Source organism: Paracoccus sp. FO-3 (genome assembly GCF_006386455.1).
In the GTDB taxonomy this organism is placed as follows: domain Bacteria; phylum Pseudomonadota; class Alphaproteobacteria; order Rhodobacterales; family Rhodobacteraceae; genus Paracoccus; species Paracoccus versutus.
Map to the genome: position 1 here is coordinate 20092 of NZ_VCBQ01000053.1, position 14194 is coordinate 34285.

The 14194-nt window shown below is 66.4% G+C and carries 16 protein-coding genes and 3 pseudogenes; 14 read left to right on the plus strand and 5 right to left on the minus strand.

The window, feature by feature from the left end:
- Positions 1-7: 7 nt before the first annotated feature.
- Together FE811_RS15355 and FE811_RS15360 are read left to right on the plus strand one after the other, a co-directional pair.
- Complete coding sequence (locus tag FE811_RS15355) at positions 8-394, plus strand: cupin domain-containing protein (protein ID WP_036758291.1); 387 nt, start codon at positions 8-10, stop codon at positions 392-394.
- Positions 394-1728, plus strand: coding sequence for an amidase (locus tag FE811_RS15360; protein WP_116221241.1), 1335 nt, complete (start codon positions 394-396; stop codon positions 1726-1728). Before FE811_RS15355 ends, FE811_RS15360 begins: the two co-directional genes overlap by 1 nt.
- 30 nt (positions 1729-1758) lie before the next feature.
- On the opposite strand, the gene FE811_RS15365 is transcribed toward FE811_RS15360, so the two are convergent.
- Positions 1759-2460: a GntR family transcriptional regulator gene (locus tag FE811_RS15365; protein ID WP_166435422.1), complete on the minus strand. Its 702-nt coding sequence runs from the start codon at positions 2458-2460 to the stop codon at positions 1759-1761.
- A gap of 16 nt (positions 2461-2476) precedes the next feature.
- Positions 2477-3160: a DUF2848 domain-containing protein gene (locus FE811_RS15370; protein WP_219848889.1), complete on the minus strand. Its 684-nt coding sequence runs from the start codon at positions 3158-3160 to the stop codon at positions 2477-2479.
- Positions 3161-3332: 172 nt separating this feature from the next.
- On the opposite strand from FE811_RS15370, the gene FE811_RS15375 reads away from it, so the two are divergent.
- The 7 genes from FE811_RS15375 to FE811_RS28730 all read left to right on the plus strand — a co-directional run bounded on the left by FE811_RS15375 (position 3333) and on the right by FE811_RS28730 (position 9043).
- Positions 3333-4631 (plus strand): ABC transporter substrate-binding protein, encoded by a 1299-nt coding sequence (locus FE811_RS15375; RefSeq protein WP_208861529.1) that lies wholly within the window; start codon positions 3333-3335, stop codon positions 4629-4631.
- Positions 4632-4699: 68 nt separating this feature from the next.
- Positions 4700-5599: a branched-chain amino acid ABC transporter permease gene (locus FE811_RS15380; RefSeq protein ID WP_036758298.1), complete on the plus strand. Its 900-nt coding sequence runs from the start codon at positions 4700-4702 to the stop codon at positions 5597-5599.
- 3 nt (positions 5600-5602) lie between these two features.
- Positions 5603-6550, plus strand: a complete 948-nt coding sequence (locus tag FE811_RS15385) for a branched-chain amino acid ABC transporter permease (protein WP_072463299.1) — start codon at positions 5603-5605, stop codon at positions 6548-6550.
- A complete protein-coding gene (locus FE811_RS15390) occupies positions 6547-7311 on the plus strand; it encodes an ABC transporter ATP-binding protein (RefSeq protein WP_036758301.1) in 765 nt (254 codons plus the stop codon). Before FE811_RS15385 ends, FE811_RS15390 begins: the two co-directional genes overlap by 4 nt.
- A complete protein-coding gene (locus FE811_RS15395) occupies positions 7311-8003 on the plus strand; it encodes an ATP-binding cassette domain-containing protein (RefSeq protein WP_116221239.1) in 693 nt (230 codons plus the stop codon). Before FE811_RS15390 ends, FE811_RS15395 begins: the two co-directional genes overlap by 1 nt.
- A gap of 348 nt (positions 8004-8351) precedes the next feature.
- Positions 8352-8498 (plus strand): hypothetical protein, encoded by a 147-nt coding sequence (locus tag FE811_RS15400; protein ID WP_116221715.1) that lies wholly within the window; start codon positions 8352-8354, stop codon positions 8496-8498.
- Between the two features lie 149 nt (positions 8499-8647).
- Entirely contained in the window at positions 8648-9043 is a 396-nt protein-coding gene (locus tag FE811_RS28730) for a LysR substrate-binding domain-containing protein (RefSeq protein WP_084197276.1), read from the plus strand.
- A 27-nt stretch (positions 9044-9070) separates the two neighbouring features.
- Here FE811_RS28730 and FE811_RS15410 read toward each other — a convergent pair.
- Both FE811_RS15410 and FE811_RS15415 read right to left on the minus strand, forming a co-directional pair.
- Positions 9071-9253: pseudogene (locus tag FE811_RS15410) on the minus strand (DUF2274 domain-containing protein); the annotation flags it as partial.
- 2 nt (positions 9254-9255) lie between these two features.
- Positions 9256-9600, minus strand: a pseudogene (locus FE811_RS15415) (TrbI/VirB10 family protein); the annotation flags it as partial.
- Positions 9601-9622: 22 nt separating this feature from the next.
- Between FE811_RS15415 and FE811_RS15420 the strand changes: the two are divergent.
- A complete protein-coding gene (locus tag FE811_RS15420) occupies positions 9623-11239 on the plus strand; it encodes an SDR family NAD(P)-dependent oxidoreductase (RefSeq protein WP_244294981.1) in 1617 nt (538 codons plus the stop codon).
- Between the two features lie 78 nt (positions 11240-11317).
- Here FE811_RS15420 and FE811_RS28735 read toward each other — a convergent pair whose 3' ends face one another.
- The gene (locus FE811_RS28735; RefSeq protein ID WP_370362680.1) at positions 11318-11659 is read right to left on the minus strand and encodes a transposase; all 342 of its coding nucleotides are present in this window, start codon (positions 11657-11659) and stop codon (positions 11318-11320) included.
- A 446-nt stretch (positions 11660-12105) separates the two neighbouring features.
- Here FE811_RS28735 and FE811_RS15430 point away from each other — a divergent pair, with 446 nt between their 5' ends.
- The 4 genes and pseudogenes from FE811_RS15430 to FE811_RS28295 all read left to right on the plus strand — a co-directional run.
- Positions 12106-12342: an alpha/beta hydrolase gene (locus tag FE811_RS15430; protein ID WP_140848061.1), complete on the plus strand. Its 237-nt coding sequence runs from the start codon at positions 12106-12108 to the stop codon at positions 12340-12342.
- A gap of 149 nt (positions 12343-12491) precedes the next feature.
- Positions 12492-12740 (plus strand): hypothetical protein, encoded by a 249-nt coding sequence (locus tag FE811_RS15435; protein ID WP_140848064.1) that lies wholly within the window; start codon positions 12492-12494, stop codon positions 12738-12740.
- 118 nt (positions 12741-12858) lie between these two features.
- Positions 12859-13377, plus strand: a complete 519-nt coding sequence (locus FE811_RS15440; protein ID WP_166435421.1) for an aminotransferase class V-fold PLP-dependent enzyme — start codon at positions 12859-12861, stop codon at positions 13375-13377.
- Positions 13374-14073, plus strand: a pseudogene (locus FE811_RS28295) (amino acid ABC transporter ATP-binding protein); the annotation flags it as partial. The gene FE811_RS15440 and the pseudogene FE811_RS28295, both read left to right, overlap by 4 nt.
- Between the last annotated feature and the right edge of the window lie 121 nt (positions 14074-14194).

The following is a 14194-nucleotide window of genomic DNA, read 5'->3' on the forward strand; positions in this document are numbered from 1 at the left end:
GGCATTCATGGCCATCGACAAGGAACACAAGGAATTCCACGCCATCGACATGGAAACCGAGGGCTGGCACACGCCGCCGGGCTATCCGGCCGGCATCCAGCAGAAGATCCTGGCCGGCAGGCTGGACGAAGAGGCCAAGGTGGGCAATCGCACCCGGCTGCTGCGCTTTCAGCCCGGCGTCTTTACCACCGCGCCTTTCGTCCATGACTACTGGGAAGAGGTCTATCTCGTCTCGGGCGACCTGACCGTGGGCAATGACGAGAACGGGGATGGCGGCGAATCCTTCCAGCCCAACACCTATGCCTGTCGTCCGCCGGGGGCCTATCACGGCCCGTTCAAGTCCGAGAACGGCTGCGTGCTGATGGAGATCCACTATTACGATCAGGACAAGTGATGGAGCCCGTCTCCGTTCTGGCCCGCCGCATGGCGGCGGGCGAATTGTCCGGCACGGCGCTGGCATCGGCTTGCCTGGACCGCATCCTTGACGGCGATGGCGAGGGACGCCGCACCTTTACCATGATCGACCCCGACCGCAGCCTTGCCATGGCCGGCCTGGCCGACCGGATGCGGGCCGAGGGGCGGGCTTCGTCGCCGCTGGCCGGGGTGCCCGTCTCGATCAAGGCGCTGTTCGACATCCAGGGCAAGGTGACGACGGCCGGGGCCAGGGTGATGGAGCAGGCGCCGCCCGCCCGTGCCGATGCCGAGGCGGTGCGACGGCTGCGCATGGCCGGGATGGTGGTGATGGGCCATACCAACATGACCGAATTCGCCTATTCCGGGCTGGGGCTCAATCCGCATTACGGCACGCCCGGCAATCCGGCCGATCGCAGCCGCATTCCGGGCGGGTCGTCCTCGGGGGCGGCGGTTTCGGTCGCGGACGGCATGGCGGCGGTCGGGCTGGGCACCGATACCGGCGGCTCGTGCCGTATCCCGGCGGCGCTCTGCGGCCTTGTCGGCTTCAAGCCCACGGCGCGGCGGGTGCCGCGCAGCGGCGTGTTCCCGCTGTCGCACAGCTTCGATTCCGTAGGGCCCATCGCCCGGACGGTCGAATGCTGCGCCCTCGTGGATGCCGCGCTGGCGGGCGAGCCGATCGCCGCACCGGATGCCGCGCCGCTGTCGGGGCTGCGCTTCGCGGTGCTGGAGAATTACGTCACCGAGGACATGGATGACGCCGTCGCCCGCGCCTTCGAGGCCTCCCTGCGCCGGATCGAGGCTGCAGGGGCACGGCTGACCCGCATCCGCCTGCCCGACCTGGACCGGCTGCCGGAGTTGAATGCCCGCGGCGGCATCGTCGCGGCCGAGGCGCTGGAGCGGCACCGCGAGCGCCTGGCGCGGTGCGAGGCCGGCTATGACCCGCGCGTTGCCATCCGCATCCGCAAGGGCGAGACCCTGCGGCCGGGCGAATATGCGAGCCTGCTGGAAGCCCGCCTTGCCATGATCGGCCGGGCGAACGGGATCACCGCGGATTTCGCGGCGGTGCTGATGCCGACCGTTCCGATCATCGCGCCCGAGACAGCGGCGCTGGAGGCCGACGACGCGCTTTTCGGCGCGACCAACCTGCTGGCGCTGCGCAATCCGACGGTGGCGAATTTCCTGGACCGCTGCGCGATCTCGCTGCCGCTTCCCGTCGACGGCCTGCCGGTGGGGTTGACGCTGATGGGCGAAACCCTGGCCGACCGCGACCTGCTTGCGTTCGCGCGCGGCGTCGAACGGGTGCTGGCCGCCTGAACCGGCGTTCCCGGCGCAGCCAGCCGGGGATCAGCCGCGCAGGTTCTGCTGGGTCAGGTTCTTGTGGAAGGCCGAGATATGCTCGCGCATCGCCTTCTCGGCCGCCTCGGGGTCATGCGCCCGGATGCCCTCGACGATGGCGGCATGCTGCTCGCAGACGCGCAGGTTGTGGTCGGGCGCGCGCAGCGACAGGAACCAGAACCGCAGCGAGCGGTCGTGCAGGTTGCCAAGGAACTCGGCAAGGATGGTGTTGCCGGCGATGCCGCTCAGCAGCCGGTGGAAGTCCCGGTCGCATTCGATCATCTGCTCCAGGTCGTGGTCCTGCGCGGCCCGCCATGTCGCGGCGACATTGGCGTCGAGCTGGGCGATTTCCTGCGGCGTGGCCTTTTGCGCCGCCCAGTTCGCCGCCTGAGCCTCGTTCAGAAGCCGCATCTCGATGATCTCGACCAAGCTGTCCATGCTGATCGGCGCGACCACCACGCCCTTGCGCGGCATCACCTCGACCAGGCCGTCGACCGTCAGCCGGTCGATGGCCTGAAAGACCGGGGTGCGGCCGATCTGAAGCTGCTCGGCCAGGTCGGCCACGGTCACCGCCTCGCCGGGGCGCAATTCGCAACTCACGATCCGCTTCTTGATTGCCTCATAGGCTTGGTCGCGCAGGGACAGTTTCCTGACCCCGCGTTTCGGTCCTTGCCGCGAATCCTCGATGACGGGATCGGAGTTGCGATCCATTGGGGCCTCGATGCTGTTAGCCGCTGATCGGCAGTTCCTTGATTTCATAGACCAGATGCAGTTTGCGGGAAAGCACCGGGTCCTCCAGCTCGCATTCGAAGACCTTGCCTGGCCGGATTCCCCCGATGGCGGGCGTGGTTCCGCCCAGGATCGCGGTGCCGTCGGGAAGGTCCGCGCCCTGGGTGTAGCGTGCGATGACATCCGCCGGGTCCAGCAGCCCGGCCACCGTGCCCTCTTGATAGAGGCTGCGCTTGCCGTCCGCGGTCAGCCAGCTGCGGATGATCAGCGAATCCCAATGCGGCGCCACCTCGTCGAAGGGCCAGACCTCGGCGCCGACCGGCTTGTCGCACATCTGCTTGGACACGGTGATGCCGTAGGTCTCGACCTCGCGGTCGGTATGGTCCGAGCCGATGCCGACATAAAGCTTGCCGCCCTGCGCGATGATCACCGTCTCGACCTCGCCCGAAGAGGCGCTGCCGTTGCATTCGATCCGCCCCCCGGTCGTCAGCCGATTCGCCGCGACGCGGTAGAAGGTCGGGGTCGTCTCGGGACGTTTCACCCCCAGCGCCTCCAGTTCGCGGATGTGATGCTCCATCGCCTCCTTGTCGCGCCCGGCCCAGCCCGCGATGACCAGGTCGTTGATTTCAAAGCATAGCGGTGTGCTGCCCGACAGGCTTGCGACATTCATGTCGATTTTCAAGGGATGCTCCTTTGCTTGGCAGTTTTCCCAAGATGCGGGCGCCGGCCGGCTGAAAGGGTTTGCGAACGTGCCTGGCCGACATTCCGTCTTGACGGGTCCAGCATTAATGTGCTTGTGATATTTTACAAGATGAAAATATATCGCAACGGACTCGCCAACAGGGAACCTCACCATGCCGAAACCCAAGTTTCGACTTGCCATGACTGCTGCCGCCGCAGCCGCGCTGATGACCGGCGCGGGCTGGGCGCAGGACAAGCCCGCCCGCCTCGACCTGGGGGTATTCACCTTCCTGTCGGGCCCCTCGGCCGCCTATGGCCTGCCGGGCAAGCAGGGCGCCGAATTGATGATCGAAAGGATCAATGCCCAGGGCGGCATCGGCGGCGTGCCCGTCTCGGCCACCTATGTCGATGAGGCGCAGGGCGCCGAAGGCGTGATCGCCGAATATCGCCGCCTTGCCGAAGGCGGCAGGGCACAGGCGATGATCGCGGCGCTGTCCTCGGGCAATTGCCTGGCGCTGTCGCCGCTGGCCGACCAGCTGAAGATGCCGACCATCGGCTGGAACTGCGACACCCACCAGCTTTTCCTCAAGGACCAGCCGGATTATTTCTATCGCCCGAACGGCAACACCATCGCCGAGTTCATGGCCTATACGCTGTATTTCCTGCAGCAGCATCCCGAGGTGAAGCGGGTCGCCATCATCAACCCGGACTATGCCTTCGGCCATGATGCGGCCGAGATCGTCAAGGCCACGCTGAAGGCGGTCAGGCCCGAGGTCGAGATCGTGGCCGAACTCTATCCCAAGCTCGGCGCCTCGACCTACCAGACCGAGATCTCGCGCCTGTCGGCGGCGCGGCCGGATGTCGTGTTCTCGAACCTCTGGGGCGGCGATCTGGAGAATTTCGTGCGCCAGGCCGGCCCGCGCGGCCTGTTCCGGCAAAGCGCGGTGGTGCTGGCGCTGGGCGAGACGGTGATGCAGCGGGTCGACCTGCCCGAAGGCACCATCGTCGGCGTGCTGGGCGACGGCTGGTGGATGTCGCCCGATGCAAGGACCATCGGCGAGGCCGCGCCCTTTGCCGCCGCCTATCGCGAGAAATACGGCAGCGATCCGGTCTTTCCCACCATCAAGATGGCCAACAGCCTGATCGTGCTGAAAGCCGCCTATGAAAAGGCCATCTCGGACAATGACGGCGCCTGGCCCGATCGCGAGCAAGTCGTCGCCGCGCTGGAAGGGCTGTCGGTCCAGACCCTGACCGGCACGACCACCTTCCGCGACGACAATGACGGCGTGGTCGACCAGGTGATCGGCACCGTCGGCAGGGCCGAGGGCGTCGACCGGCCGGTGATGACAGGGATGGTGCGCTATGACGGCGAGGCGCTGCTGGCGCCGGTGGGGCAGGATCCCATCGCCTGGATCGGCACGCTGACGCCCGATTTCCTGGCCGACCTGCCCCGGCCGGGTAGCTATAACTAGCGCCTCGTGCCGGGCCGGCCATGGCCGCCCGGCACGCCTTCCATTCCGATACATCAGCAGGAAGGGTCATGTTCCAGACCATCGTTCCACTTTTCGTGGATGCCCTTGCCAATGCCGCGCTCATCTTTTTCGTGGCGTTCGGGCTGACACTCGTCTTCAGCGTCCTGCGCATCCTGAATGTCGCGCATGGCAGCTTCTATTCCATCGGCGCCTATGTTTCGGCCAGCATCGGCCTGTGGATCGTCAGCGCCGGCCTCAACCCCTGGCTGACCTTTCCGGCGTTGCTGGTTTCGGCGGCGCTGGTGGCGGCGCTTTTCGGCCCGCTGATCGAGCGGACGCTGGTCCAGTGGACCTATGGCCGCGGCGAGGCGGTGCAGATCCTGATGACCTTCGGCCTGTTCCTGATCCTCGAGGATTTGCAGCGGCTGGTCTTCGGCGTCTCGTCCTATTACGAGGACACGCCGGTGGCGCTGCTGGGCAGCATCGAGATCGGCGGCATCATCTACCTGAACTATCAGCTTTTGCTGATCGCGCTGGCCGTCGTGGCGCTGGTCGCGATGCGGGTGTTCATCGGCCATACCCGCATGGGCCGGCTGCTGGCGGTGGTGGTCGCCGACCGCGAGATATCCGAGGCGCTGGGCATCGACACGCGGCGGATGTTCACCATCGCCTTCACGCTGGGGATCTTTCTCGCGGCGCTTGGCGGTGCCTTGGCGACGCCGACCGCCGGGGTCGCGCCGGGCCTTGGCGCCGACACCATGGTCCTGGCCTTTGCGGTCGCCGCCATCGGCGGGCTGGGCCAGGTCGAGGGCGCGGCACTGGCCGCGGTCATCGTCGCGGCGGCCCGCGTGCTGGCGATCTATTTGTTCCCGGCACTGGATGCGGTGGCGCCCTATCTCGTGATGCTGATCGTGCTGCTGGTCCGGCCCTATGGCCTGTTCGGCAAGCCTGCCATCCGGAGGATCTGAGCGATGCGCAAACCCATTCCCCTGCTTGTCGCGGCGCTGGCGCTGCTGCTTCTGGTCCCCGTGGCCTTTCCCCACCTGAAATTCGTCATCACGCTGGCGGTGGCCAAGGGCTTCGCCGCCCTCGGCGTCGCGCTTTTGCTGCGGGGCGGGCTGATCTCGCTGGGCCATGCGATGTATTTCGCCATCGGCGCCTATGCGACGGCCTTTCTGGGCAGCAAGGCGGGGGTAAGCGACCTCGTGCTGCTGCTGGTCGCCTCGACGGCGGTCGCGGCGCTGGCGGGGCTGGTCTTCGGCGCCTTCCTGGTGCGCTACCGGGCGATCTTCTTCGCCATGCTGAACCTTGCCGTGTCGATGGTGATCTTTGCCCTGACCTCCAAGCTCTACGGCATCACCGGCGGCACGGACGGGTTGCGCGTCGCGGTTCCGACCGTGCTGGGCTGGGCGCCGGGCAAGGCGGCCTTCGACGGTTTCCTGTTTTATCTCTGCATCCTGCTGATGGTGGTGCTGGGCTGGCTGGTGCATCGCTATCTGCAAAGCCCGCTGGGCCATGCCCTGTCGGCGATCCATACCAACGAGGTCCGGCTGGAATATCTGGGGGTCTCGGCCTGGCAGACCCTGCTGACCTCCTACACCATCTCGGCGGCGCTGGCGGGCCTGGGCGGCGCGCTGGCCGCCATGAGCATCGGCCACGTGCTGCCGGAGTTCGCCTTCTGGACCGAATCCGGCCATCTGGTGCTGACCGCCGTGCTGGGCGGCATCGGCGGGGTCGCCGGGGCCTTCATCGGTTCGGTCTTCCTGGAGATCCTGCATACCGTCGCCGTGGGGGTGGCCGCCGAGGCCTGGAACCTCATCATCGGCCTGGCGCTGATCGGCGTCATCTTCTTCCTTCCCCGCGGCATCTACGGCCTGATCGAGGCTCGTCGCGGCTCGACCAAGGAGACCGGACTGTGACCAGCAATTCCGCATCCGCGCAGCCGCTTCTGCGGGCCGAGGATCTTGCGATCTCCTTCGGTGCGATCAAGGCTGCCGATGGCGTGGACTTCGCCCTGCAAAGGAACGAGTTCGTCGCCATCATCGGGCCGAACGGCGCCGGCAAGACCACCTTCCTGAACCTTGTGACCGGCTATCTGAAACCGCATCGCGGCAATGTCTGGCTGGACGGGCGGCCCATCACGCGGATGGCGCCGCGGCGCATCTCGCGCCAGGGCATCGCCCGCGCCTTCCAGATCCCGCAGCTTTTCACCGATCACAGCCTGATCGACAACCTGATGCTGGCCATCGCTGCGCGCGAAGGCATCTGGCAGGGGCTGACGCCCCTGAACCGCAGGGCCTATCGCGACGAGGCGATGGAGGTGCTGGAGCTGCTGGGCCTTGCCGCCGATGCCGAAACGATGACCGGCACATTGCCCGAGGGCCTGCGCAAGCTTGCCGACATCACGCTGGCCTTTGCTCTGAACCCCAAGCTGCTGGTGCTGGACGAGCCGACTTCGGGCGTGTCCTCGATCGAGCGTTTCCGCATCATGGAGACGCTGATGAACGCCATGCGCCGTCGTGGTCTCTCGGCGCTTTTCGTCGAGCACGACATGGAAGTGGTGCAGAAATACGCCGACCGGGTGGTGGTCTGGAACGCCGGCCATGTCATGGCCGAGGGAACACCCGCCGAGGTGATGAGCAATCCCGAGGTTCTGGAAAGCGTCGTGGGGGTGGTGTGATGCTGACGGTCAGGAATCTGAAGGTCGAGATCGCGGGGGTCGAGGTGCTGCGCGATGTCGGCTTCTCGCTGGCGGCGGGAAAGGCCACGGTGATGGTCGGGCGCAACGGGGCGGGCAAGACCACGACCCTGCGCGCGATCATGGGGCTTTTGCCGTGGAAGGCCGGCTCGGTTCGCATCGACGGAACGGAACTGGGGCCGCTGCCGGGACACGCCCGCGCCGGGCTTGGGATCGGCTATGCCCCCGAGGACCGGCGCCTGATCGCCGATTTCACGGTCGAGGAGAACATCCTTGTCCCCGCCCTGGTGCGGCGGATGTCCGCGGCGGAGCGCACGCGCAGGCTGGACGAGGTCTACAGCCTGTTGCCGCAACTGGCGGTTATGCGGGCGCGGCCGGGCGGCGGCGTGTCGGGTGGGCAGGGCAAGATCGTGGCGCTGGGCCGGGCGTTGATGCTGGCCGACAAGGTGCTGCTGCTGGACGAGCCGTTCCAGGGCCTGGCCCCCGCGCTGGCGCTGGAATATGCCCGCACCCTTGCCCATCTGCACAGCAACAAGCGCGATATCGCCATTCTGGTCACGGAATCCAGCCCCAAGCTGCTGAACTCCATCGCCGATGCGACCTTGCATATCGAGCGCGGCGAAATAGAAAGCCTTGCGTCGCTTGGCGATATCGGAGGATTGCAGCATGCTTGAAGCCATGCGCATCATCCTGGAACACTGGCAACAGGGCAATGCATTTGCGACCTTGCCGGACGAGACAAGGTCGAAAGTCGGCCCGGAAACCCTTGCGGGACCTGAACAGGCAGCTGGGTGCAGCGGGCATTCTGCCGAGCCCCTCCCAGCGCGGTCGTTGCTAGCTGACGATCGTGCGGCTCTGGCGTTCGGTTCAACAGACATCGTTTCAGGACGCGGCCACAGATGCCGAAGCCCCCGTGGAGAGGCTGATGGGGCGGACCGCCGTCCTGCTGCCGGCCTGGACCCTGACCCGTGGTTGAGGCGATGAGAGGCGCGGCCTTCATCGTTGCCATGCCGGCGTGGTGACTGAGGTTTGGATCCCCAGCCGAGCATAACGTCGGCCATCTCCCTCGCGCCAAGCTGGAACGGGCCGGCTTCCATCGGCAGCTGGACCCAACCAACAGCCTGAACCCCGATATTGGCCAGACCTCGGGATCCATGCCTTGGTGCTGAATTCGTGGGTTCAGACCCAGTATTTTCTGCATATCGATCATTTGGGAGAGATCCGTGCGTTCCTGCCGAATGTCGTGGAGGTCTCGGCTTGCAAGACGGCCGGATAGCGGAGCGAGCAGGCGCTCTGCGCATCGCCCAAAGGCCATCGGCTGCGCGACCGGGAAACCCCGCGTTGGGAAGTCATTGCCAGCGAGGTGTTCCTTGTCCCGTCGAGAGGGACCGGCGCCGAACTCGACGTCTACTTCCAGGGGAAGCTCTCAGGCAGAGGGGGTGATCGTCGCATGTGGATACAGTCCGTCGGCCGGGAAAGCCTTCTCGACATGGTGTCCGACGGCTTCTGCGTGGCATTGCTGCTGTCTTCGGCGGCCCAGCAGAGACGCGAGGGCGTCGGGTCCGTCCCCCTGGCGGAACTCCAGGAGCCGGTCAGGTTCAGCGCGGTATGCTCTCAACCCCACGCGAACCCGGTCGCACGGCGGCTCCTTGAAATGGCACGCCGGAAGGCCGGAAATCGCGGACCAGAAAATGGCCTGATAGCCTTGCGATGAGCCGGTCCGCCTGTCTCGCCTCGCCTTTGCATACCCCCGATCCGTGATGACGAGGCGCTCCGGCATCGGTGCGACGACGGGCGTCCTTCCGGATTCACGCCCAAGGATCTGCCCGTAAGCGACAAGATCGAGAAACGGCGCCGCGGGCAGTTCGATGGCCAGTTTCATCGGCTTGTCATCGGCAACGGGTCCGAGCTTCAGCTTTACCATGATCAACCTCCCTGTGGTTCCAGGACCAAATCCCGCGTCACCGGAATCCCGACCGGAAAGCCCTGCCGGATGGTCAGGGTCGGCGCGATCTGCAACCGGCGCTCGACGATTTGCTGGCCGGCATCGGTGATGATCCCGTCGGCGCGCTCGCGGGTGGCGCGGACCAGGGGATCGTTGTCCTTGCTGCCAATCTCGGTGCCGATGGCGAGAACGGTCGAGAGACCGGCAGCCTTGGACATTTCCGCACAGCGGTAATCGACGCCGTCCTCGAGCCCGGTAAAGTCCTGCGCATCGGTGCCCGGCGAGCGTTCCAGCACCAGGGAGCGGCCATCGGGAAAGATCAGCCTACAAGACCTCTTGCGAGACCTCTTGCGAGGCGATGGCGCGGTCTGGGACCTGGCGCAGGACGGCGGGCTGCTGAACGAACAGGAATACAAGCCCCAGGGCATCCATGTGCTGTTCGTCTCGTCGCTGCGCCCCTATACGGTGATGACCACCGGCAAGCAGGTGGCCGGGCTCGGCGATGTCGCCGGGCTCAAGCTGCGCGCCAACGGGGCGGCGATGGAGAAGGCGGTGCGCGTACCCTCGCCCGAGGCCTATGGCGGCGCCGGCCTCGGCATCTCCGAGGCGGCGATCTTCCTGCGGGCCATGACAGAATCGGGCGGTGCGGTGCAGGCGGCCTCGGCCATTCATCTCGACATCCTCTGCCTCGCGCCCATCGTTCTGTTCGGCACCGAGAAGCAACGCCAGCGCATGTTGCTGCCGATGATCCAGGGCAGGGCCATGGCCTGTTTCGGCATCACCGAACCCGATGCCGGGCTGAACATCACCAAGCTGAAGACCCGCGCCATGCGGCAGGTGTTGCGGGAACAGTTCGCCGCCGGCGTCTGCCGCCGCACCGAATGGGCCGCCCTGCGGGTGCGGCCGAGGCCCGCATCACCCCGGTGCTCTCGATCGAGGAGACTGCCGCGCATCTGCATCTGCGCGCCCGCGCCCGCGCCACGCTGGCCGCGCGCGAGGGCGTGCTGCAGTCCGGGGTTGCGCCGCGCTTCAGCCGCACGCCAGGATGGTTCCGCGACCGGCCGGCGCCGCCGGGGCGCTGCGGGGCTGGGGCGTGACGAACGACGAACTGGCCGGGCTGCGGCAGGCCGGGCTACTACTGAACAGGATGGAATGAGGAGCGATATGGCGGATCTGGATGGAAAGGTGGCGCTGGTCACTGGCGGAACGGGCGGCATCGGCCGCGGTGTGGCGATGGCACTGGCTGGGCGCGGCGCCCATGTGGTGATCAACGGCCGCAGCCCCGAGAAGGCCGCGGCGGCCATTGCCGAGATCGAAGCGTTGGGGGCCAAGGCGGTGTTCGCGCCCGGCGATGTGCGGGACAAGGCCGACATGGAAGCGGCGGTGGAAACCGCCGTGCAGGCCTTCGGCGGACTCGACATCGTGGTGCCGAACGCCGGCGGCAGCGATGACGAGGCACGCTCGCCCGAGGTGCGGGGGCCGTTCCCAGGCATCGACCTCGAGCAGGTGGCGGGCTTCGTCGGCCGCGCCCTGCTGGGCAAGCTGCGGGTGGTGCAGGCCGCGATCCCCGCTCTGCGTCAGCGCGGCGGCGGATCGGTGGTCTTCGTCACCTCCGAGGGTGGCCGGGTGCCGACCCCAGGCCAGACCGGCATCTCGGCCTTCTCGGCCGGGCTGATCCAGGTCAGTAAACTGCTCTCCAGGGAACTCGCGCCCGAGAAGATCCGGGTAAACTGCGTCTGCGTCACGCTGGTGCGCAACTCGCCCTCCTGGGAGGCGGCGTTCGAGCGCGAAGGCGCTGTCTCGGAACATCACCGCAAGCAGTATCAGCGCGTCATCCAACGCAGCCCGCTGGGGGTGGCGGCGCCTACGGATATCGGCAATGTCGTGGCCTTCCTGGCCTCGAGCGATGCGGATTACCTGACGGGCGCCGTGCTCAGCCCCACCGGCGGGCTGACCCTGCACTGAGACGGTCGCGACAGCAACGAGGAGGGAGGAGCGGATATCGGGGCGGTTTGCCCGGCGCAGGATCGCGGACCGATGGGGTCAATCGCGTGATCGCCTGGGTGAATGCCGCCACTCCTCATGCGATCGCCTTCGTTGCGAGGGTGTCTTCCGGTTGCCGCATGCGATCAACGCCGGGCAGCGCTTCGTCGGTCGCGATTGCGCCTTTCCGGCGATCTGGGGCACCTCCTCCGGCCTATGGCGTGCCTCGCCGTATTTCTTCGTCCCGACTTGGGCCGGATAGCGGTGGGCGCAGGCGCTCTTTGCCAGCACGCTCCTGATCCGGGCATTGCCGGTGCGCGTGATCCTGCCGTCTCCGGTGGAGCGTTTCGAAGGCGCCGATCCAGGATAGGCCATAAATTGGCGTCGGTTCGCAGACGACACCTATCGCCGATCTCGACCACGAAGGCAGCGGCGCAGATCAGCCTGACGTTCCTCCGGCATCCCTGGCCGCGCCACGGCGGGGAGCCAGCGCCCAATCGTGCAAGGCGTCCCCGTGGCGGCCCTTCCGCGGTGCCACGACGTGCCGGCCTTGAAATATCCAAGCCGAGAAAGACGATGTCATGCCCGTCCCTGGTTGGTTCCTCATGGCATGAGGATCGGCTCTTGGCGCAACCTGCGCTGATACGCTGCCGGTGGAGGCCAAATCCCTCATCATTCGAGCGTCCCCAAAGGAGCATAGTTACATAAAACTCAAAGATCCATGCGAAGCATAATTCAGGATCTTTGCGACGGCACCGAGTGCCGGTCCATGTTTTCACGGCGTTATGGGCGGCGAGAGCGAGTGGCGCGTGTCGTCGGTGGGACTGGCAACAGAGATTGGCAGGTCCATGTCCGGCAGAATCTGGGCTCCGAACGTCAGGCTTCCTGTCTTCATGTGGCAGGTGAAGGACGACTGGCTCATCAACAACCCGAGCGACGGGCAGGGCGCGTTCGACGCCTTGGGCAGCACCGACAAGGAGCTGCACTGGATCGAGGGCACCACCAAGCACTGCGAGGAGGGCTACCATTGGTTCGGCCGCCACCCCGAGAAGGCGCTGGCATACCTCGCCAGGTATATGGGCTAAGCTCGCGCTGAAGCGCCGCGGCGGTGCGTCAAGGTCAGAGCCGCCGCTGCGACCCGTTCCGCGCCGAGCTTGCCGCCAAATCATTGATCAGGGAAATTGATCATCGGGGGGGAGCGCCTTGCTGACGGTCGATCCACGGGGTGCAATCCATGTCCTATGACGTTGCCGCGGTGCGGCGGCTTTCCCCGGCGGTAGAGCGGATGACCTGTCCGGATGCGGGCTTTCAGTCACCGCTGTCGGTGCCGGTGAAAGAGCGGCTCGAGGCGTTCATCGCCTGGTTTTTCGACACTGCCGGTCCCAAGTCCGAATGGCTTGCCGGCATGGAGGCGGTGCGCGGCCAAACGGCTGCATTCGTGAATGCCGCCCGCGAAGAGATCTCAACACTTCGGAGGCGATGACCATCGCCGCCAACGCCCTGCCGCTGGCCACCGGGGACGAGGTGCTGATGCTGGAGGGCGATCATCCCAACAATGCCTAAACCTGTCCCGCAAGGGCGCCGAGACCCGCTTCCTGCCGATGCCCCAGGTCGTGGACGAGGTCGTGGACGGCGCCTTTTTCGAGCGGCACCTGGGCGAGCGGACCCGCACCGTCCCGATGTCGCTGGTGGCCTTCCATGCCGGGCATCCGTTCGATGTCGAAAGTGTCGGTCGGCTGTGCCGGGAACGCGGGATTTTCTTCGTGGTGGACGTGATGCAGGGCATCGGTGTCGTGCTGGTGGACGTCAAGAAGATCGGCGTCCCCTTCGTCGGCTCGGGCACGCGCAAGGGGCTGTTGCTGCCGCAGGGGCTGGGCTTTCTTGACTGGAACTGCGAGGTGGTCGATGCTCGGCCCAGCTACATGGCCGCGATCACGCGGGAGAACCCGCCCGCCGACCTGATCGCGCGGCATGACAACATGGTCATCGCCAGCACCGCCCGCCGGTTCGAGATCGGCAATTTCAACCTGCCCGCCGTGCCGGGGCTGGGCGGGGCGCTGGAACTGCTGGAGGGCATCGGCGTCGCCGAGATCCAGGAGCAGGAAGGTTTCCGGCCATGAACAGCCCCGTTCCCGCGGACCCCGTCATCAGGCTGATCGAGGCCAACAAGCATTACGGCAATTTCCACGCGATGTGAGCCTGGAGCCCGCGAAGGGCGTAAAAGATCATCATCTGCGGCCCCTCGGGCTCGGGAAAATCGACTCTGATCCGCTGCATCAACCGCATCGAGCGGCACGACAGCGGCGAGATCTTGGTCGATGGCCACCGGCTGACCGGCGACACCAAGGACGTCGCCGCCATCCGCCGCGAGGTTGGCATGGTCTTCCAGCCCTTCAACCTGTTCCCGCATTGACCATCTTGGAAAACTGCACCATCGCCCCGCGCAAGTCGCGCGGCCTCGGCAAGGCCGAGGCGGAGGAGCGCGCCATGCATTGCCTGACCAAGGTGCGCATCCCGGCCAGCTTTCCGGCGGCCAGCAGCAGTACGTCGCCATCGCGCGGGCGCTGTGCATGCAGCCGCGGGTGATGCTCTTCGACGAGCCGACCTCGGCGCTGGACCCCGAGATGGTCAAGGAGGTGCTCGACACCATGGTGGAACTGGCCGCGGAGGGCATAACCATGCTGTGCGTCACCCATGAGACGGGTTTCGCGCGGCAGGTCGCCGACCGAGTCGTCTTCATGGATCGCGGCGAAAAGATCGAGGAAACGGTGCCCGGCGTTTTCTTCGCCAACCCGCAAAGCCCGCGCGCGGAAGTCCTTGCAGCAGGTCATTCACTGATCCGTACGACCTCTGCCCCATTCAAGCGGCTCCCCCGGGCATGTCAGATAGGCCATGATCATCCGCCGGCACTGGGCCGCGAGCCTTGCGGTCGGCAGG